This window comes from Methanimicrococcus hacksteinii (assembly GCF_032714515.1).
Classification (GTDB): domain Archaea; phylum Halobacteriota; class Methanosarcinia; order Methanosarcinales; family Methanosarcinaceae; genus Methanimicrococcus; species Methanimicrococcus hacksteinii.
In genome coordinates, this window is sequence record NZ_JAWDKC010000017.1 from 73784 (window position 1) to 93688 (window position 19905).

The window sequence follows — 19905 nt, forward strand, 5'->3', positions numbered from 1 at the left end:
TGAAAATGTTTGTATATAAATCAGTATGATGAAAGACAACGGTTGATAAAATGAGCCAAGCCACCCCTGCGATGAAACAGTATTATGCCGCCAAGGAAGAATGTCCCGACGCGCTCGTTTTTTTCCGCATGGGCGATTTTTACGAATCTTTCGGCGACGATGCAAAAACAATCGCGAGGGAACTTGAAATCACGCTCACCAACCGCGGCAAAACGGAAGACGGCAAACAAATGCCGCTTGCCGGAATTCCTTATCATGCGATTGACAATTATCTGCCCCGTTTGGTTAAAAAAGGATACAAGGTCGCCATTTGCGAGCAGCTGGAAGACCCGAAAAAAGCGAAGGGCATTGTCAAAAGAGGCATCGTCCGCGTTGTCACGCCGGGAACGGCGATTGATTCCTCGATTATTACCGATGCCGCCAACAACTATTTAATGGCGCTCGCCGGCTCTTTTAATCCCGACAGCGATAAGAAAAAATCAAAGGCGAACGACAACGGCGAGGTTTTCGGCATTTCTTTTTTGGACATTTCCACCGGCGAATTCTTCGGCACGCAATTTGAAGATTCGGCGCCTTATGAAAAAGTGATCAGCGAAGTCGCCCGATACAAGCCGAGCGAATGCATTATTCAGGAAACGCTTGCGCAAAACGAACTGCTGATGAAACGGCTGGCCGAAAATAAAGTCAAAATCGAATCTTTTTCGTGTTCCAAATCCGTTTCCGCCGAAGTTGAAAAATGCGAATCGGATCTCTTAAAGCAGTTTAAAATTTCAACTTTGGAAGGACTCGGTTTTTCCGGCGTCGATTATGCTGTTCTCGCCTGCGGCAAAACGCTGGACTACGCGCTTAAAACGCAGATGAGAGAGTTGGACCACATTCAGCCCGTTCAGTTTTATTCCATGTCGAAGAATCTGATTTTAGATTCGATGACGCTTCGAAACTTGGAAATTATTAAAAACACGCGCGACGACGGTGAAAATTATTCTTTGATTCGTGTTTTGGATAAAACAAAAACACCGCCCGGATCCCGGCTGCTCCGGAACTGGCTGCTTCGCCCGCTGGTTGATCCGGCCGAAATTACCGAACGCTTAAACGCGGTTTCCGCGCTTAAAGAAAACAGTCTTTCCCGTTACGATTTAAGACAGCATCTGTCAAACATTTCCGATATTGAACGGCTTGTCAGCCGGATGATTTACGGTAATTCCAATGCGCGCGACCTCATTTCCATGCGCAATTCGCTCTTTGAACTGCCCGGCCTCTGCGCCGAATTAAGCCAACTGTGCGGTTCAAAAGCAAATCCAAAAACAAACCAAAAAGCAGACTCAAAAGCAAACCAAAAAACAGATTCAAAAGCAAACCAAAAAGCAGACTCAAAAACAAATTCAAGAACGGAATCCGCTTTGCTTTCCGAAATCTGCGATGAAATTTCTCAATTTGATTTCACGGCCGAGCTTTCGGATTTGATTTCCAAAACAATTGTTGACGAACCGCCGATTACGGTCCGCGAAGGAAGAATGATTCAGCCGGGATACAGCGCCGAGCTGGACGAACTTCGAAACGCCTCGGGCGACAGCAAAGAATGGATTGCCGCCTTTCAAACACAGGAGCGGGAACGAACAGGCATTAAAAATCTGAAAGTCGGATACAACAAAGTTTTCGGCTATTTCATTGAAGTGACCAACGCCAACAAGCATCTTGTCCCTGAAAATTACATAAGGAAACAAACGGTCGCAAACGGGGAACGCTATTTTACGCCCGAACTCAAAGAGCGTGAAAGCCTGATTTTAACGGCGGACGACAAATCTGTCGCGCTGGAATACGAAATTTTCAGAGAGGTGACAGAACACGTTTCTTCTTACGCGAAAGAAATTCAGGCCATGGCGCATTTGATCGGCAAAATCGATGTTTTGTGCAGTTTCGCCGAAGCCGCCATTGAAAATAATTATGTCTGCCCGCAATTGGACGACAGTTTGGACATTCTGATTCGTGACGGGCGTCATCCGATTGTTGAGAAAACGACGGAAGAAGCATTTGTTCCGAACGACACGGAAATGGATCCTGTTGAAAACCAGTTCCTGCTCATTACCGGCCCGAACATGGCGGGCAAATCCACTTACATGCGCCAGATTGCAATGATTATTGTGATGGCGCAGGCCGGAAGCTTCGTGCCGGCATCGCACGCTAAAATCGGTGTCGTCGACCGCATTTTTACAAGAATCGGCGCGCATGACGACCTGGCCGGCGGCAAAAGTACGTTCATGGTGGAAATGGTGGAGCTTGCCAACATTTTGAACAACTCGGGCGAGCGCAATCTGATTCTGCTGGACGAAATCGGCCGCGGCACCAGCACGTATGACGGATACAGCATTGCAAAAGCGGTTGTCGAATACATTCACAACAAAGACAAAAAAGGTGTCCGAACACTTTTCGCAACGCATTATCATCAGCTGACGGCGCTTGAAAACAAACTGAAGCGTCTGAAAAACTTCCATATCGCGGTTCGCGAAACCGGAAACGATTTGGTTTTTCTTCGAAAAATCGTCCCGGGCGCCACCGATAAGAGTTACGGCATTCATGTCGCAAGACTTGCCGGCGTTCCCGAAAAAGTAAACGAGCGCGCCGCCGAGATTTTAAAAGAAATCGAAAACGAAAGTTTGGCCGAAGACGAAAGCCGCGGCAAAAAAAGAACGGCGCGTTACACGCAGCTTTTGCTTTTCGACCCGGAAAACGCAGGCGCAGAAGAGCGTATTGTTGAAAAATTCGTCGAGCATCCCGAAATTGAAGAGCTGAAAAGCGAATTCAAAGATTTGGATGTCAATCATATGACGCCGATGCAGGCGCTTTTAAAATTGGAAGAAGTCAAAGAAAAACTGCGCCGGCTGGAAAAAGAATGATCGTCAAATGAATACAAATGAAAAACAATAAAAGCAATCAATGAAATCCAAAATGGATCAATAAAACAAAAAATAAAATGAAAAATGCGGCATCAGCTCATAAGTTTTCTTCATTCTTTGCTCAAGATGGGGTAACTTTCATCACGCACCGCAAAACTGTTTACGGATTCGTCTTATTTAAATTCTGTTTAAAATTCATTTGAGTTCTTTAAATTTTATTTAAATTCTTAGAATTCTACTTAAATTTTTTAAAATTCGTAAAATCTTTAAAATTCGTAAAGTTCTTTAAAATTCTATAAAATTTTATTTTATTTTATTTCAAATTTTAAGAAATGTCGGAGAGAATGATTTTGTCCCTGATTTTAAAAGCGGTTGAGAATATTCCTTTAATTGAAAAAGGAGATGACATCGCGGAAATTATTTTTAAAAACGCGCCGGATATTGCCGATAAAGACATTATTGTGATTGCATCGACAATCGTTTCTAAATCTCTCGGACTGACTTTTTTGGAATCCGATATTATTCCGGGCGCCGAAGCCGAGCGAATTGCGGCGGCGAACGGCAAAGACCCGCGCTTTGTTCAGGCGATTTTGGACGAAAGCATTGAAGTGTTTACGGAAACGCCGTTCATGCTGGTCCGAAACAAGAACGGTCATGTCTGCATCAACGCGGGAATTGACGCGTCCAATGTCGGCGGCGACTTCCTCCTGACACTGCCGGAAAAACCGGACAGATATGCGGCCGCAATCGGCAAAGCGATTGAAGAAAAATCGGGCAAAAAAATCAGCGTGATCATCACCGATACCAACGGCCGCGCTTTTAAGGAAGGGCAGACAAACGTTGCCGTCGGCCTTTACAATATCAAACCCATCCGCCAATGGATCGGCGAAAAAGATCTTTACGGCAAGGTTTTGGAAATTTCCGAAGAAGCAGTCGTTGATGAAATTGCGGGCGCCGCAAATTTAATCATGGGCGAAGGCGGCGACGGCGTTCCGGCAGTCATTGTCAGCGGTTTGAATCTTTACACCGACGAACCTGTTTCCGTTACCGAAATGTATCGGGAAAAAGAGAAAGATTTGATTCTTCGCGGGCTTTTGGAATTGAAAGAAAAATAATCAAAGCCTGCAAAATATATTTTCTGTTTTTCTCATTTCTCCGTTTTCCCATTTTCCCCTGTTTTCCCATTTTTTCCGTTTTTTCGTTTTTCCGTTTTTTCCCGTTTTTTTCCCGCTGAAAACATTCCGATTTTTAAAAAAATGAAGAATTATCCGGCTTAAAAAAATAAGAACGTACCTTTTGATGCTCCTTTTTCCGGAAGGTCTAAAAAATATTCAGATGATAGATTCATCATATAATTTTGTTTTTATCTGAAAGTTTATATAAGAAAATATTAGAAGTGGTTTCTAATTAGAATTTTATTCTAATAAAATAAAAACGAAGGTATTAAAAACAAGGGATAAAAATGATGAAAAACAGTCTTTTTATTTGGGGAATAATTCTTTTAGGAGTTGCTCTTTTATGCAGCGGAACGGCAGCGGCCAATCCTGTAACAATAAATGACATCGGAGAATTACAAACAACTGTCGTCAATGCCGATGTTGATACAACAATTATTCTCGGCGATTCGCTGAAAACGATTGATCAAAAAATTCAGCTCAAAAATCAGAACAACATAAACATAACAATACAAGGAAATTCTGCCGATGATCTTTTTACAATGACTGTCAACGGCAATTTCAAACATTTTGAATTGAGCGGAACCGGCAGCATGACATTCAAAAACATTGAATTTGCCGGAAGAATTCCGGATACTGTTTTGGATTCAAACGGAAAATTCATTGACGGTACGAATCATAATAATTTGAATAACGGCGGGGGAATTTTCGGCAGTGTCGGAGGAAATCTGACTTTTGAAAATTGCGTTTTCAGACAAATTCGAGGCGAGGTGTTTTCTTCTGCCGCGTCTTCAAATATCATTCTGAAAGAAACAACTTTTAGATCAAATTCGGGCGGAGCCCGGATTATTATAGAAACCGGAAAACCGTTAATTATCGAGAACTGCACATTTGAATATAATTACGGAAACGGAGCTTCCGGATATGCCGGCGGTTTGATTTACCTGAAAGGAGATTCAAAATCAGAAATCAAAAACAGCGTATTTTCGGACAATTATTTCTTCGGCGGTGGCAGCGTTCAAGGCGGCGGCGGTGTTTTGGCTTACGTTTACGGAACGCCCGTTTCGTCGTTAAAGATTGAAGACTGCGTTTTTGAAAGAAATATCTTGAACTCTGTTAATAATCCGAGTTCAAAAACTGCAGATGGCGGAGCATTATATTTTTTCCACTCTCAAGGAGAAATAACAGTGTCGGGAACAACTTTCGATTCGAATTCGGCATATGATGAAGGCGGAGCTGTTTCTTTTATCAACTGCAATAATACAAAAAACGCTGTCATCAACTCAACTTTTTACGGAAATAAAGCTGAAGGCAAAGAACCCGGCGAAGAAAATGACGGAGGAGGCGGAGCTGTTGAGGTGTATGCTTCCGTAATGGATACTTATGTGACTTTCGAAGGCAATACTTTTACAAAAAACGTTGCCGGAAAAAAAGATGACGGAAAAGAAAACTACGGCGGAGCAATCTCGTCCATCTCTGTTGATGACGTGAATTCCCAGTACAAAGGCGTATCAACAATTTATTTGATAAACAATATCATCTGCGGAAATGAAGATACGGATTCGGAATCAAAAGGGTATTCAAATATTTTTGTTGACAGCGGATTAACGGAAGAAGACAAAAGAATCAATGTTATTGACAAAACGGTTGACGACGTTTTCGGAACAAAAAATCAGAAATTGATTGCAATCGGAACCAAAAAGGCAGGCGATTCAAAATCGAATGCTTATCAAACGATTAAAACGATTCAAATCAAACCCGAAGGTGATGCCGACGGGAAAGGAATTTACGGAAATCCGGCCGCTTTAACAACGGATCAAAACGGAAATCCGAGAACAAATGAAAATCCGGATTCCGGAGCGGTTGAAATGAAATTCATCCGTTATGACGCAAACGGCGGAACTTGGGAAGATGCTCTGACCGGAAATATCGTCAGCGATAAAAATGAATTCTACTTGGAAGGCAGCCCGTATTATTATCAAATTCTTTCTGAAGGTGAGTCAATTGACATCACTTTAAAAGAGCCGACCAGAGAGGATTTTGAATTTGTCAGATGGATTATTGAAGGAACTTCAGAATCGTCGGGCACGGTTGTTTCAGGCGATTCGTTTCTGAAAGCAGAATGGTCTGCAAGCGGCACTGTATATACAGTAATCTTCCAAGATTGGGACGGGACGGAATTGAAAACAGAAACCGTTGCCTCCGGCGAAAATGCAGAAGCGCCTGAAAATCCGAAACGAAACGGTTATACGTTTACCGGATGGGACAAAGACTTTTCAAGTGTTTTCGAAAATTTAATCATCACCGCGGAATATAAGAAAAACGATTCCGGCGGCAACGGAGGCGGAAACACGGGAAATGCAAAAGTCGTTGAAAAAGAAAACACGACTGCCGAAACAACAAACCCGGATTCGGAATCAGGTTTTGAAAAAGAAGTGATTCCGGAAGTCCCTGTCGCGCCGCCTGTCACGGTGGTTTTGTTCTTTGCAATCGCAATTGCCTGTTTCGTTTTTGTCGCAAGAAACGAAGAAAATGAAGAGTAAACGGTTCAGCCGTTTCTTTTCATTTGTTTTTTATTTTTTATGCATTTAATGTAAAATATTTTGTTTCTGATGTTTATTTCTGATTTTTGTTTTTATTTTTGTTTCAAACTTGCATTTGATTGATTTCATTCATCAAAAACAGCATACAGCATACTCAACGTTCCGATTCCGAGCGGTTCTAAAACAATGCGGATGCCGTATTTTTCAATCAATTCACCGGAAATGCCGCACGGGATGCCGGGGGTTGAAACGAGCGAATTTTGTTTTAAAACGTCTTCACAAATCGTATCGGCGCACGGGGTGGCTTCAAAGATTTTGAAAAATGATTTCGGCGTTTTTGAATCATTCGGGTCGTATTTGAAAACGGGATAATTTGAAACAACTTCGTCAACGCGCTTGGAATCGACGTCAAAAACGTAAACATTCTGTTTTTCTTTCAAAAAGGTTTCAACGGCGGGCGTTCCGACTTTCCCGAGACCGATGACGAGAACGTCTTTGTCGTCCGCGTAATCTTTGGCGTGACAGAGAATTTCGGCGTAAATGCGGCCGGTGCAGATTTGGTTGTGAGCGATTTTACCATTTTTCAGATTGTGCGCGATGTATGCGAGATCGTCGGCCATTAAAATAATGTCGGCACCTTTCATAACGGCTTCATAATAACCGGCAACGTCCGTGTTTTCCGTGATGAAGCCGTCCATTCCGAAATGTTTGACGGTGAAAAGCAAAGATTCTGAAAAACTGCCGATGATTCCGTTTCCGGCGGTAATCGGAATAATTGCAATTTTTTCATTGTGCGGCGCGGTGTCGTAAATTTCGCGGCAAAGACCGTCTAAAGAGTAATCCGTCAATTCCGTGATCAAACGATCGTTTTCAACGAGCGCGTTTGTCATATTTGCCAAGTCTTCGGGTGTTAAAAGTGCCATAATCGTTCCTGCCGTGTCTCTTGTTATTAATTTTCACTTTCAAGAATGAAAGAAATTGCTTTCTCTCTCTTTTTCTTTGTTTCCGATTCCGTTTTTGCATAAGTGATGACGGTGTAAGCCGAATAACCGTTTTCGCCCGTGCATTCAAAAATTTCAATGCCGCCTTCTGCCGGATCTGCTTCAAATGAATGGAAATCGCTGCCGGCAGAAATCAAATGTTCGCCGCCTGAAATGAGTTTGCCGTTCTCTTTTTGGAAATGTTCGAAAATACAGTAAGCGTTTTCATATTTCGGATTCGTTGAATTTGAAACACCTTTTTCCTTGAATTCAGAACCGATGACGGAAAATGCTTCAATCAATAAAAGAAGCAGATTTACGCCGCATGAAAAATAAACACAAATCGGCGTCTGACTCGGAAAACGCGCGTCAATTTCCAGCACTTTCCATCCTTTTTGGCTTGAAATCGCTTCGACATCCATGATGCCATTCAAATTGAGTCCTTTTGCCAAATCAAACGCGATTTTCCGATACGTTTCATCATTCGGAAGCGGTGTGACCATAAAACAGTCCCAGACGTCATCGATATGAATGTGCGTTTCTTTGACGACCGTGTAATCGCTGCCGTTTCCGATGACTTCAAGCGATATGACCGGGCCTTCCAAATATTCTTCAATCAGATAATTTTCGGGAACCGATTTCAATTCGTCATCCGTCTGAATGATGCGGGCGCCGATGCTGCCGCTTTCCGACGGCGGCTTGACAAAATAAGGCGGCTCATCCGGAATATCTGCCGGTGTCGGAACACCGATGCTTTTGAAATAATCTTTGGATTCGGATTTGTCGCTGCTGATTTCATACGCGCCGAAATCGAAAAGAAGCGGGCATTTGATTTCATCGGCAGCGGATTTTAAAAATTGAATCGTTTCTTCATTTTCATTGACGGGAATCATGAAATCGGATTCTTCGGAAATTGAAATGAATCGGGATTTGTCTTTTGTAATGTCAAAACAATCAAAAACATCCGCCAGGCTTTGCGCCAGCGCGTTCGGATTTTTATCAATCAGAGTGACAATCAGACCGGCTTTTTTTGCCAAATAGGCCGCTTCAACGCCCTGAAGTTTGCCGCCGATGAGGCAAATGCGTTTTCCGGCGTATTTTGATTCCGGAAAATCAGAGACAATCGGAGATTTATTTTGAGCTGAAGCCGACATTTTGATTCCTTGAATTTGTGATTTGTAAATTTAATTTTTGAAGTTTTGCTGTCTGCCGCCGGGCGCGAGCCGCTCCGATTTTATGAGTTTGCAGAAAAACTCTGCCGAATTTTTGAATTAATTTTTGAATTAATTTTGAAAATTATGATTTATTCCGATTCAAATAAGCCTCAAAACTTTCCTGGCTGCCGCGCTCAAGCCCCATTTCATGAAGCTTTTCAATCACACTTTTCGCGTCTCTTTTTCTTTCGTTCAGCGAAACGTCGCGGTCAAAATTAACAACGCCTTCGAGTTTTGAATCGGCGGAAATGATGGATGTGACCACATTTGCGCCTGCGTTGAGGCGGTCAACCATTCCGGGAATGCCGGCAACATCCAGCGATGCGGGAATAAAACGGTCCGGGAAGACGAATCTGAGAATCGAAATGACTTTGAGCTCCATCAAATCCGATGCCTGCGTCGTTCCCGCAAGCGGTGTTCCGGGCTGCGGTTCAAATGTCATGACACGCACTTGATCGGGATCGGCCTCCTGCATACCGCGAACGGAAACAATCGCCGATTCGATGTCATCGGAAACGGACGGATTGATTGTCTCGCCGTTTGAGAGTTTCATTTTGGAAAAGCCTGTCAGGATGCCGTCTTCAATGCAGATGCCGGCAGCTTTTGCGTTCTTCCGGGCGGCTGCGCGTTCTTCAAACGACTGGCCGACGCGAAGTTTGGCGTAAAGTTCTTTCTGATAAGTTTCCTGATAAAGCGCAAAAAAGTCGGCGCCCGCTTCTCGAAGCGCCCGGACAAAATCGTTGTCGACAACGCCGGGAGACACCATGACAGGCAAACCCGTCACTTCTTTTGTGATTTTGACGAATTCCAAAAGATTTTCGGGCGTGCTGTGGAAATGAGGGTCTTCGCCCATCGTTAAATCAATCATGTGAACGCCGGAATCTTTGAGTTCGCCGCACATTTCGCGCAGTTCTCCGGGCGTAATTCTGTAGCGGTCGATTTTATTTTTGGCGTTGTAGTAGCAAAAAGTGCATTGATTTTTGCAGTAAGTGGAAAAATAAACGAAACTGTAAAGATAGACACTGTTTCCGAAAAAGTGTTCTTTGACGCGGACAGCGGCCTCATACATTTTTTTCAGGCTGTCTTTATCCGTTACGGAAAGCATTGCGCGAATCGCGTCGTCCGTTAACGGTTTTTTAGAAATGACGTCGTCTATGAATTGATTGTATTCAGCATCGCTCATTTCCGAAAAAAAATCCCCCATTTTAAATTCCCCATTGCCGCTGTTGTTGTGATTATTTAATTTTCATAATTTTGCAAGAATTACAGATTCGTATGAATGCCGTTGTAATAATATTCGGAACGGCTTCCCCTCTTGATGTTTTTGAAATTGTGCCGGACTTTGAGCAGGCGTTCGAGTCCGAATCCTGCGCCGATCCACGGCTTGTCAATGCCCCAGTCCATGTCCATCGGAACCGGACCGACAACGGCGGACGACAATTCCAAATCGCCGTGCATGACATCCACGGTCGCGCCGTAAACCATGCATTCATCACCCTCGATTTCATAGCTGATGCCGAGATGCGTTAAGAATTCGTCAATAAGCTGAACCAAGTTTTCGCGTGTTGATCCGTCGCCCATCTGGCAGAAATTCACCATCGTAAATTCTTCCAAATGGCTGCTGCCGTCGGATTCTTTGCGGTAGCAGGGACCGATTTCAAAAATCTTAATCGGGTCGGGCAAAACTTTGTCGAAACGGCGCAGATAATTGTAAAGAACGGGCGCCAGCATCGGACGCAGGCATTTGCCGTCGTCGGTTCTGAAAACCTGTTTGGAAAGTTCAACATCTTTGTCAATTCCCATTCTGACAATATACTCTTCGGGAATGAGAATGGAAGACTTGATTTCAATAAATCCTTTGGAAATTAAAAATGCCGAAATGTCACGCTCAAGTTCGGCCAGCATGTGCTCGCGGCTGTTTTCATAAATGTCGGCGAGCTCCGCCTTTCTTTTGGCGACCAAATCCGCTTCCAGCTCTTCATACGGCGGAAGGTTCGGGTCATCCAAATCGATTTCATCGGAAATCAGCAAAGCTTCCAGTCTTTTTCTTTGAGACGGTGAGAATTTTTCTTTTGCGGACACGGTAACGGGCTCCTCGGATTTTTGTGCGGGCGGCTGCTGTTCGGCGGCGAGCGGCTGTGTTGCTGCTGCTGTCGACTGTGCTGCTGTCGTCGATTGCGCTGCTGCTGTCGACTGTGCTGCTGCCGTCGACTGCGCTGCTGATGACGGCACTGCCGACTCTGCTGCGGCCGGCTGTGTTTCTGCCGGGGCGGTCTGTGCCGCCGCTGTCGGCTGCGGTCCTGCTCCTTTCTTCATCACTTTTTTCGGCGCGGATTTTTTGACCGGGGCTTCGACATATGTGACGCCGGGGTCATAGAAATCTTTGGCAACGAATCGGTTGATGCGTTCGCCGGAGAGTTTGCAGTGTTTGCAGACTTTTCTGTATTTTGAGTTGCGAAGTGCGCGGGCAGATGCGCTGCGTCTGGAATTGTTGACGGTGATTACTTCGCCGCAGTCGGTGTGAATACGGATTTTTTTGGTGGATACATCATATGACTTGACACCGTGCAAAACGTCTTTTCGTGAAAGCCAAACGTCGTTGAGTTTGACAAGCCGCTCAAGCATTGGTCTGTCCGCCATATTTTGTTCCTCCTTTTTCTCCGTGTATATATTAGATATTAGTAAAATGCGGAAATCCCGGGAATCTAACCCGGCTAAACGGATCTAGAGTCCATTCGGTCTACCTGACCAGATTTCCTTTCCGAAATGCCGATAAATATTGATTTTATTGTAAATTTATTTTGTTTCTTCTTTGAATCCGTTTTTGGTTTTGATTGATTCTGCAGTTGAAGTGTTCCCGCAATTACGGGCTTTTTTAATTAATACCTTTCCCGCCGAGCCTTTGAAAACGACGGCATATATGCTGCCGCTGTTGTCATTTTATACGCTTTTTATAACGCCGTTCGGCATTTGCATTATAAGTTCATGCTGTCAGCTGCTAAAGCGTCAGAAGGGAAAGGGATGTTGTATTGAGATCGTTTTCCCATGATCCGTTCTCTTTTTGAGATGCCGTAAGCCACGGGAGAGATTCGGCTGCGACGTGTTTTTGGTTGCAGAGAACGAAAGCCTGCAAGACCAGGCTGCTCGTGGCGGTGTATTTCCAAAAGCCGTTTTCGCGGACAGATGTCAGCCATTTCAATTTTTCGGAAATGAATTCAAAAATCATGAAATCGGCTTCTTCGCTGAATTTGCCTAAATTTTTCTGTTTCTGAAGCGCCGTCAAAATCAATGCCGTTGTGCCGGGATGCTGCCGATCGGAATCGTCGTTTTCGCAAAGGGCTAAGCTGAGGTCTTCTTCAAAAATGCCGGCATCGGCCAAGGCGGGCAGAATGTAAACAGTGTCATAAAGGTTGTCGCCCCAGTTTTCGCGGTATGCCAAAAGATATGTGACCGCTTTGCCGCGGGCGATGAAAAGATCGCTGTTGTCCATGCCGTTTGAATGAGATTCCAGATAAGAATAAGCCGCCGACAAACAAGAAACGGCGCGCGCGGTTTCGCGAAGGTCGCCGAAAGAGCCGTTTTCTTCTTGCTTCAAAAGCAATGTCTGAAGATACAAAAATGAAATCTGCGGATAATTCCAATAAAGATGAGACAGGATTAAATTTGTCAGATCTTTGACGGCAATGTCTGAAAAACTGCCGTTCGTACTTGATAAATGATCGGCGATCCATGAAAACCCTGCGTCCGCTGCTCTCGTAATTTCGGCCGAAAGCGTCAGCGGCTCGGCTTGAAAGTTGTGCGCAATATTACAGGATGTCATAAGAATCAGCCATAGAAATCTGTTTTTGCTGCGGCGGCGCCAATAGAAACCGGCTTTGCTGCAGAGATGTCATTATAGTAACTGATAGTATAAGAAAGTTCAGAAATGAAAAAAGTCAAAACGAAAATGAAAGAGATTTAAAAATAATCGGAAAATGAAAATCGGAAGTTGGAAGTGAAAGTATGAAAATTCGAAGGTTTGAAAATATGTAAGTTTGAAAAACGTAAGTCTGAAAAACGTAAGCCTGAAAAATGTAAGTCTGAAAATTTGAAGGTCTGAAAATATGAATATGAAAGCCTGAAAAATTATTAAAAAGTTTGAAAAAATTTAAAATTTTTCTGAAAAAAGACGTTTAAACAAAATAAATTGACATATGGACAATTAAAATTGCGGCATCAAAAACAGATTCAGAAGAGGTGGAAAAGAATAGAATATGAATAAAATCATTAAAAAAAGAATGAAGAAAAGATAAGAATAAGTGAGTTCCCTTTGGAAGGGAACCCGGTGTGTGTGTGTGTTTTTAATATGGTTTGTGGTTATAGAATGTGTGGTTTTAGACTTTACTTGAAAAACTGATAGCCTTTAAAATAAAAATCCAAAAGCAAATTTTACAAAGAAAGCGCATATATAAAAATGTTACTCTTTTTGAGAACAAAACCGGAATCGAAACGGAGGCAAATGTCTGAAGAAATGATGTGCCGTGAACAATTTTCAGAGATGTTAGAATATTACAATATCATTACAATTTTCGTGTTAAACAGGATAGTACAACAATAAATTTGCCGATTTTTATTCAAATTTAATCCAAATTTAACTCAAATTTAATCCATATTTAATTCAAATTTGCTAAAATTTGCTTAAATTTAAGTCTAAATTTTAGAAAAATAAATGAAAAAAACAAAAAAATGAAAAAAAATGAAGGCAAATTGAATAAAATAAAAAATATTTTTAGATTTTTATTACCTGTAAAGATTAAATAAATCAAGAGAACATTTAAGAAAGTATATTTATACTAAAAAGCCAATCTTAAAGATATTATTTTTATAAAAATATCATGCTTATTATTTTAATCAATTTTCATAAATTATTAAATAACGAGGTTAAAAAATGATTTGGATGATTCTTGAACGCGCTCTCGGAATTCACGGATTAAAAAACTTGACAGGAAACACAGGCTTTTTAGAAATCGAACCCAACATCGGCAAACAGGACAGAATGATCCGGTTCGTTGTCGGCATTGTCGCACTCATCGGTTTGATTTTCATTAAAAGAGGATTTATCGCCCGATATTTACTCGGCTTGGCCGCACTTGCCGGCCTTTCAACCGCTTATCTGAAATTTTCACCGGTTTACGCTTTAATCGGCGAAGACACACGAAAAAAGAAGAAAGGAAAGAGAAAATAATTTCAGTTTGAACTGAAATTATTTTTACTATTTTTTATTTGGTTTAACTTTCCAATATTGTTTTCTATATTTTTCAGCATTTTTTGAACGAGTCGCACTTTTTTGAATTATCCGAAATCAGACAACCTTGCCGGTTGCCGTAAATCTCTGATTATCTTCCAAACTTGCAAACAGGAACAAATCTTCTTTGCTGTAAGCGATTTTTTTGCCGCCTTCAAGTTTCAAAACACCGGTTTCGCCGGCGTTCAGTTTGTCTTTTTCGGCGCCGCCGACCGTAATTTTCTTGACGCGGACGGGATCGGATTGGAGGCCGACAAACAAATGCAGAACATCGTCTAATTTGACACCGCCTTTCGCGAATTTTGAAAGCGTGCATTCGATTTCAAAGTCGGACGCGATGAGTTCGCTGTTTGAAAGCAAAAATCCGCGCTCCAGTTCGCGTTCCAAAAGGCCTTTGAGGCCGAGGCCGACGCGGGACCCGGTGCCTGTTTCTTTGACATCAACGTCATGCGTTTGAATCGAGCGGATATCGACTTTTTTGTCAACCGGGTACAAACCGATTTTATCGTGCGTGTGAATCGTTCCCTGCAAAACTTTGCCGAGAATGACGATGCCGATTCCGGTCACATTGAAAAAGTGGTCGATAACGACGCGCGGCGGCAAGCTGTCTTTCGTTCTTTGTTCGGCTTCAATGCCGGCGCCGAGTTTGTGAATTTGTTCTTTCAGCTCGTCGATGCCTTCAAAAGCGTTCGGCGCGTCTTTGTTGGTGTTGAGCGAAACAACTTCCCAATTCTCAAGAACCGTCCCTGCCGTGACTTTTTTAAGCGTTTCTTTGAAAGCATCAATTTCCATGGCGTAGCTGGTGTCCGACTTCGTAATTGCGATAATCCCGCGCTTAAACCCGAGCAAATCCAGCGCCACCACACATTCGCCGACAATCGGCGTGAGACCGTTGGGCGTCACGCAAAGAATGGCCATGTCGGACAAATTCAGCGCCGCAACAATCGATTTCATCGATTTCGGATAAGATTTTGCGTCAATGTAAACGTATTTTTGTTCGTGGCGGTCGTCATTGAATAAGGTAATGTCAGAGTCCGTTCCTTTTTTGCCGAGCTTGGAGCCGAGCGATGTTCTTCCCGACTGCTCGTCCCCGATAATTGCGATATTTGTCATAAAATCAATCCTGAAAAATAATTTAAAATTTTAAAAATTGAATATTTGAATTTTGAATATTTGAAAATTGAAATATGATTCTTAAAGCCTGTTTCAAATATATGAGTTTTGTTTAATGTTTGCCGCTGCCGGCAGCATCCGCCGCCTGCGCCCGCGCGAGCCGCACAAATTTAAAAAATAAAGAAAACGAACCTGCGGTTTTTTAAAAATTTGTTTTTTAATCCGACAGTGTTTTTCTCATAATGATTCCCACGCCTGACGAATCTTCGCCGCTGTCAGAATTTTCCAAGACCGGAAAGAAATCCGGAATTTTGCCGGCCGTCACAAAACCTTCCTTCTGATACATTTTGTAAGCGTTCTGCCAATCGCTGTTCACAAGCAAAATCGCGCTTTTCAGCGCGTATTTTTCGGAAACGCTTTTCAAAAGTTCCGTAAAAAGGCGCTTGCCGATTTTTCCGCCGCGAACTGCCGGATTAACCGCGATTGATGAAATATAAAGTTCTTCGCCCGAGTCGCTGTGCGTTTCGTAAACCGAATGATTGAGACTGAAATTCGAATACGGAATCTCTTTTGAATAAGTCCAGAGCTCGGAAGAAATATATCCGGCAATTTCTTTGCTCCCGTTTTCGTTTTCAACTTCGGCGATTAAAAAGCCGTCGGAAAACGCCGCAATCCTGTCTTCAAATACTTTTTTAGATTCGATGACTTCGGGATGAAAAGAAAGGTGTTCGATTTTCATGATGTCATCGATGTCATTGGTATTTGCTTTTCGAATCGCTGCGGGCGGTAAATTTTCCATGGCAGAAAAAGGAGTGGAAATTAGATAAATCTTAAGGAAAAAATGAAAATAAAATCAATAATTGACGTTTTCGGTAAAAATGTCAATCGGCTGATTTTTAAAATCGATGTCGTTTGTCCATAAACAAAAATTATTATGCAGACAAACGAAAAGAATATGCAAATCATTAAAATCAAGATTTTTAAAATTGGCCGGAATAATATTTGAAATAAAAACGGATTCGGGATAGTTCGGATTTATGGCATTTGCATATTGCAGTATGTTTTGAATTTTTGAACAAGTTTGTTCTAAATTGATTTTATAGTCTTCTGTTTTTCTGTATTTTTTAAAAGTGAATTTTTTAGGGTTTAAGCCGTTTGTCGAACAGTAAAAATTGTACGATGCCTTGAGACATCTGTTATAAAATTCCGAAAGAACAACAATGTCAACAAACAAATTCGTTTTATTTTCTAAAAAGATATTCCGAGCGGCCAGACATGCCGGAAAACTGTCCGAAAAATACGGATGGGGAGAATCTAAAGAAATCAAAATATTGGCATCAATGAATATTTTTTCAGATGCAATATTTGAAATGTCTGCCAACTTGTAAACTGTCAAAATCAACTCTCCAGCATTTCTTTATAAGCTGCGGTGTAAGCCTCAGGATTCCGATGATATTTATAAATTTCACCAATAACAATATCAGCAATTTTTCGATCATTTTCTGACATTTCCTCAAAAATGACTAAATCCGAAATTTGAGAATTCTCAAAATCAATCGGAATTGAACGGAGAACAGAATTTAAAAATAACGGAATGACAATAGAAACACCTTCAAATGACAAAATCACTTTTCCGTTGTGATTGATTTCATTTTTAATTAAAGAATAAACTTTTTGCCCGTCTTCAAAAGAAACAGCAAATTCGGTATCAATGATTTCGCGAACATTAAGAACATTCATCACAACTTCCCTCCTTTTCTCTTTTTACAGTTAATTAAAATTCATCTTTTGAATGAAATTCTAATAGTTCAAAAAACTGTTTTGAATAAATTTGTTTCCATTTTTTAATTTTCGTTAAGTTTATAAATCGAAATAAACCGAAATGAAAAACGCTTAAAACAGAAACAAAAAAGCAAAAACAAAAGCAAAACAAAAGCAAAACAAAAATAATAAAGACGAAACGGAAAAATCCGTTTCTGTCCATTTGTATTTATTTCATTTAATTCGTTTACATTAATTATTCCAACGTCGGAATCGCCAAAAGCAAACTGCGGCGCGTGATGATGCCGACCATTTTTTCATTGTCGTCCATGATCGGAACGATGCCGATGTTTTTATGAACGATGCAGCTGACGATTTGCTCTGCCGGTGTTGTCGGCTTTGCCGTAATCGGGTTTCTGGACATCACATCGGCGACAAGCAAGTTTTTAATCTGAGCCTCCTGGTGGTTGTCGGGAACACTGTCTTTAAATTCCTGAAGCGCTTTTGCGACGTCGCGTTCGGAAATGATGCCGACAAGCTTTCCGTCTTCCATGACCGGAATTCTTCCGATGTTGTTTTCAAGCATCAGGTAACGGGCGTGAACCAACCGTTCGCTGGAATTGATGGTAATGATTGTTCTGTCGAACATGACATCTTTGGCCTGGCCGGTGAAGTCGTAAGCGCCGATCAATTCGTTCGGCGTGATCCATCCGAGAACTTCTTTTTCATCTTCCGAGACCAAAAGCACGCCGCCTTTTTCCTTCAAGATTTTTGCGGCGATGTCGAATTTTGTGGCCGGCTTAACGAATGTATAATTTTCCGTAACGGCCGTGACCACGGGGAGAGAGGAAGCAGGCTTTGTTCTTTTTTTCGTTCCAAGCTCCTTGGCAAGACTGCGCATTGTCAAAACACCTGTCACCTCACCGCTGTGTGTGACAAGAAGGCGTCGGGTATCTTTCTTTTCCATTATACCGAGCGCATTTGAAATCTTTGCCGATTTATCAATTGTCGGCGGAGCGACCATGATATCTTTAACCTGCATAATATTTTCACCTTTTGTGATTGATTGGTTTTAGGTTAATGTATAACGTTTTTCTAAAGAATATGAATTGAGCGAAATCGGAAAGCAGCAAAGCTGAAAATCCGATGACGTCCAACCCATAAATGTGAATGGCTTAAGCGGCTGACTTCAGCGTAAGTTGCTGACTTCAGTTGCTGACTTCAGTTGCTGACTTCAGTTGCTGACTTCAGTTGCTGACTTCAGTTGCTGATTTCAGTTGCCGGCTTAAGCGGTTTAAGTCAGTGATGTGAGTGAATGTGTTCTATGATTTTGTTTTCCGCTGTGCGGTAAACGCTGTCGGATTTTTAAATTTCGGCCCGCTGCGGGCAGGCATCAAACCTTTGTTCGGGTTTTTGCCGGCCGCATTCATTTCTTAAAACATCATTGTTTCTTTGAAATTTGAGCTTGTTTTTTGAAATCCGGAATATTTCTTTTTCTTTACTCTTGAGTTTCATAGTTCTCAGCAAGCCATCTCAAAATATCATCTTTCGAAATCATGCCGGAAACTTTTCCGTTCTTGGTGACCGGAAGAGAGACCACATTATTGTCAATGATTTTTTTAGCGGCGCTTGCAATGGATTCACTTGCATCGGCTGCAACAATGGTTGTCATCACGTCTTCTGCAATGAAAGGAATGTCCAGTGCGTATCTCATTGCTTTTGAAGAGGATTTCTTTGAACTTCGAATACTTCTTTTGCCGTCTGATCCGACCAGTTCATTGGCGGACAGATCTTTGACGGAAACAATTCCGACCGCTTTTTCATTGTTGTCCATAACAATGACTTTTTGAACGGCGTTCTTCTCCATTTCATCAATAATATGATTGAGTGTGTGGCTTGTGTTGACAACCACTGCTTTTCCGGTCATGGCGTCGCCGACGCGTCCTTCATTTGCGTTTTCGGCGGCAAACCGGATTAAATCTGTTTTTGAAACGATTCCGAGAACTTCCTTTTCAAAGATCGGAATGTGATCAATGTTTTTTTCGACCATCAGCTTGGCGGCTTCCGCCGTCGGAGCATTTGGCGAGAGTGTCACGACATCGGCGGTCATGACGGATTTTATCGGGATTTGATCAATCGGCCTTCGTTTCCAAGCCGCTTCTTCTTCAAAAAGCTTCATATTCAAATCGGATTTCGTAAAAATACCCAAAATCATCGGGTCGTCTACGACTAAAATGGAACCGACTTTGTGTTTCATCATAAGATTTCGCGCATGCGCAACTGTTTCATCAGGCTCAACAATATAAACCGGCGAACTCATGATATTCTTCACTTTCATGGATTTTCCTCCTAATGCGACTCGGCATTAAATCATCCGGAAAAAAACATTTTCAAGTTTTCAAATCTTTCTTGTTTGTTTTTTTGTTTTTGTTTGTTTGTCTGTTCATCTGTCAAATGTGCAGTTTTAATCAATGTTTTAGTCAGCAAAATTTTAACCAATGCAAATTTTAGTCATTGTAAATTTCAATCAATGTAAATTTCAATCAATGAATTTTTATATATTTCACATGAACTTCAAAAGTTAAAGCCGCAATTGGTTTATTCAAAAAACGAGAGCGAAAGCTCGCCTTATTTGAATACGACAGAAATGATTTGTTCCGGATCTGATTTCTCAGACATTTCAATAACCACTTCCGCAAATCCGTTTTAAAACAAAAGGTTTCAAAACAAAAGGCAGTCGTAACTCATGAACTGCTTTGCGTTTTAACGCGGGTTTGCTGGAATCAGAAATGTCATCGAACAAAAATGCTCTGGTATTGGGTTTTTGTGTCATTTGTTTCCCCCAAGATTTAATTTCCGGATATGTTAAAGAGGGCTTTACTTGGTTAAATAGTTTTTCGGATATAATTCCGGCGAAATTTTAACCGGACCGAACAAATCA

Annotated in this window: 16 protein-coding genes; 4 read left to right on the forward strand and 12 right to left on the reverse strand. The window is 42.0% G+C overall.

From position 1 onward, the window contains the following. Positions 1 to 50: 50 nt before the first annotated feature. The 3 genes from mutS to MmiAt1_RS05340 all read left to right on the forward strand — a co-directional run bounded on the left by mutS (position 51) and on the right by MmiAt1_RS05340 (position 6612). The gene (gene mutS, locus MmiAt1_RS05330; protein ID WP_318785861.1) at positions 51 to 2894 is read left to right on the forward strand and encodes a DNA mismatch repair protein MutS; all 2844 of its coding nucleotides are present in this window, start codon (positions 51 to 53) and stop codon (positions 2892 to 2894) included. A gap of 344 nt (positions 2895 to 3238) precedes the next feature. Beyond that, positions 3239 to 4009, forward strand: coding sequence for a coenzyme F420-0:L-glutamate ligase (locus MmiAt1_RS05335; RefSeq protein ID WP_318785862.1), 771 nt, complete (start codon positions 3239 to 3241; stop codon positions 4007 to 4009). A 347-nt stretch (positions 4010 to 4356) separates the two neighbouring features. Next, positions 4357 to 6612 carry an InlB B-repeat-containing protein gene (locus MmiAt1_RS05340; RefSeq protein WP_318785863.1) on the forward strand — a complete coding sequence of 752 codons (2256 nt, stop codon included), beginning with the start codon at positions 4357 to 4359 and terminating at the stop codon, positions 6610 to 6612. 125 nt (positions 6613 to 6737) lie between these two features. Here MmiAt1_RS05340 and pylD read toward each other — a convergent pair whose 3' ends face one another. From pylD to MmiAt1_RS05365, 5 genes are all read right to left on the reverse strand, one after another. Next, positions 6738 to 7535, reverse strand: a complete 798-nt coding sequence (gene pylD / locus MmiAt1_RS05345) for a 3-methylornithyl-N6-L-lysine dehydrogenase PylD (protein ID WP_318785864.1) — start codon at positions 7533 to 7535, stop codon at positions 6738 to 6740. A 26-nt stretch (positions 7536 to 7561) separates the two neighbouring features. Next, a complete protein-coding gene (gene pylC, locus MmiAt1_RS05350) occupies positions 7562 to 8746 on the reverse strand; it encodes a 3-methylornithine--L-lysine ligase PylC (protein ID WP_318785865.1) in 1185 nt (394 codons plus the stop codon). A 142-nt stretch (positions 8747 to 8888) separates the two neighbouring features. Continuing rightward, positions 8889 to 10010 carry a methylornithine synthase PylB gene (gene pylB / locus MmiAt1_RS05355; protein ID WP_318785866.1) on the reverse strand — a complete coding sequence of 374 codons (1122 nt, stop codon included), beginning with the start codon at positions 10008 to 10010 and terminating at the stop codon, positions 8889 to 8891. Between the two features lie 59 nt (positions 10011 to 10069). Next, the gene (gene pylS, locus MmiAt1_RS05360; RefSeq protein WP_318785867.1) at positions 10070 to 11446 is read right to left on the reverse strand and encodes a pyrrolysine--tRNA(Pyl) ligase; all 1377 of its coding nucleotides are present in this window, start codon (positions 11444 to 11446) and stop codon (positions 10070 to 10072) included. Positions 11447 to 11804: 358 nt separating this feature from the next. Beyond that, positions 11805 to 12626 (reverse strand): hypothetical protein, encoded by an 822-nt coding sequence (locus tag MmiAt1_RS05365; protein ID WP_318785868.1) that lies wholly within the window; start codon positions 12624 to 12626, stop codon positions 11805 to 11807. Positions 12627 to 13733: 1107 nt separating this feature from the next. On the opposite strand from MmiAt1_RS05365, the gene MmiAt1_RS05370 reads away from it, so the two are divergent. Further along, positions 13734 to 14030 carry a YgaP-like transmembrane domain gene (locus MmiAt1_RS05370; RefSeq protein WP_318785869.1) on the forward strand — a complete coding sequence of 99 codons (297 nt, stop codon included), beginning with the start codon at positions 13734 to 13736 and terminating at the stop codon, positions 14028 to 14030. Between the two features lie 117 nt (positions 14031 to 14147). On the opposite strand, the gene MmiAt1_RS05375 is transcribed toward MmiAt1_RS05370, so the two are convergent. The 7 genes from MmiAt1_RS05375 to MmiAt1_RS05405 all read right to left on the reverse strand — a co-directional run bounded on the left by MmiAt1_RS05375 (position 14148) and on the right by MmiAt1_RS05405 (position 19797). Next, positions 14148 to 15203 carry an EF-Tu/IF-2/RF-3 family GTPase gene (locus MmiAt1_RS05375; protein ID WP_318785870.1) on the reverse strand — a complete coding sequence of 352 codons (1056 nt, stop codon included), beginning with the start codon at positions 15201 to 15203 and terminating at the stop codon, positions 14148 to 14150. Positions 15204 to 15420: 217 nt separating this feature from the next. Further along, positions 15421 to 16002, reverse strand: a complete 582-nt coding sequence (locus tag MmiAt1_RS05380; RefSeq protein ID WP_318785871.1) for a GNAT family N-acetyltransferase — start codon at positions 16000 to 16002, stop codon at positions 15421 to 15423. A 54-nt stretch (positions 16003 to 16056) separates the two neighbouring features. Further along, positions 16057 to 16599, reverse strand: coding sequence for a type II toxin-antitoxin system VapC family toxin (locus tag MmiAt1_RS05385; RefSeq protein WP_318785872.1), 543 nt, complete (start codon positions 16597 to 16599; stop codon positions 16057 to 16059). 2 nt (positions 16600 to 16601) lie between these two features. Then, the gene (locus MmiAt1_RS05390) at positions 16602 to 16943 is read right to left on the reverse strand and encodes an STAS-like domain-containing protein (RefSeq protein WP_318785873.1); all 342 of its coding nucleotides are present in this window, start codon (positions 16941 to 16943) and stop codon (positions 16602 to 16604) included. Positions 16944 to 17220: 277 nt separating this feature from the next. Continuing rightward, a complete protein-coding gene (locus MmiAt1_RS05395; RefSeq protein ID WP_318785874.1) occupies positions 17221 to 18006 on the reverse strand; it encodes a CBS domain-containing protein in 786 nt (261 codons plus the stop codon). Positions 18007 to 18462: 456 nt separating this feature from the next. Then, a complete protein-coding gene (locus MmiAt1_RS05400; protein ID WP_318785875.1) occupies positions 18463 to 19302 on the reverse strand; it encodes a CBS domain-containing protein in 840 nt (279 codons plus the stop codon). Between the two features lie 342 nt (positions 19303 to 19644). After that, the gene (locus tag MmiAt1_RS05405; RefSeq protein ID WP_318785876.1) at positions 19645 to 19797 is read right to left on the reverse strand and encodes a hypothetical protein; all 153 of its coding nucleotides are present in this window, start codon (positions 19795 to 19797) and stop codon (positions 19645 to 19647) included. Positions 19798 to 19905: the final 108 nt, after the last annotated feature.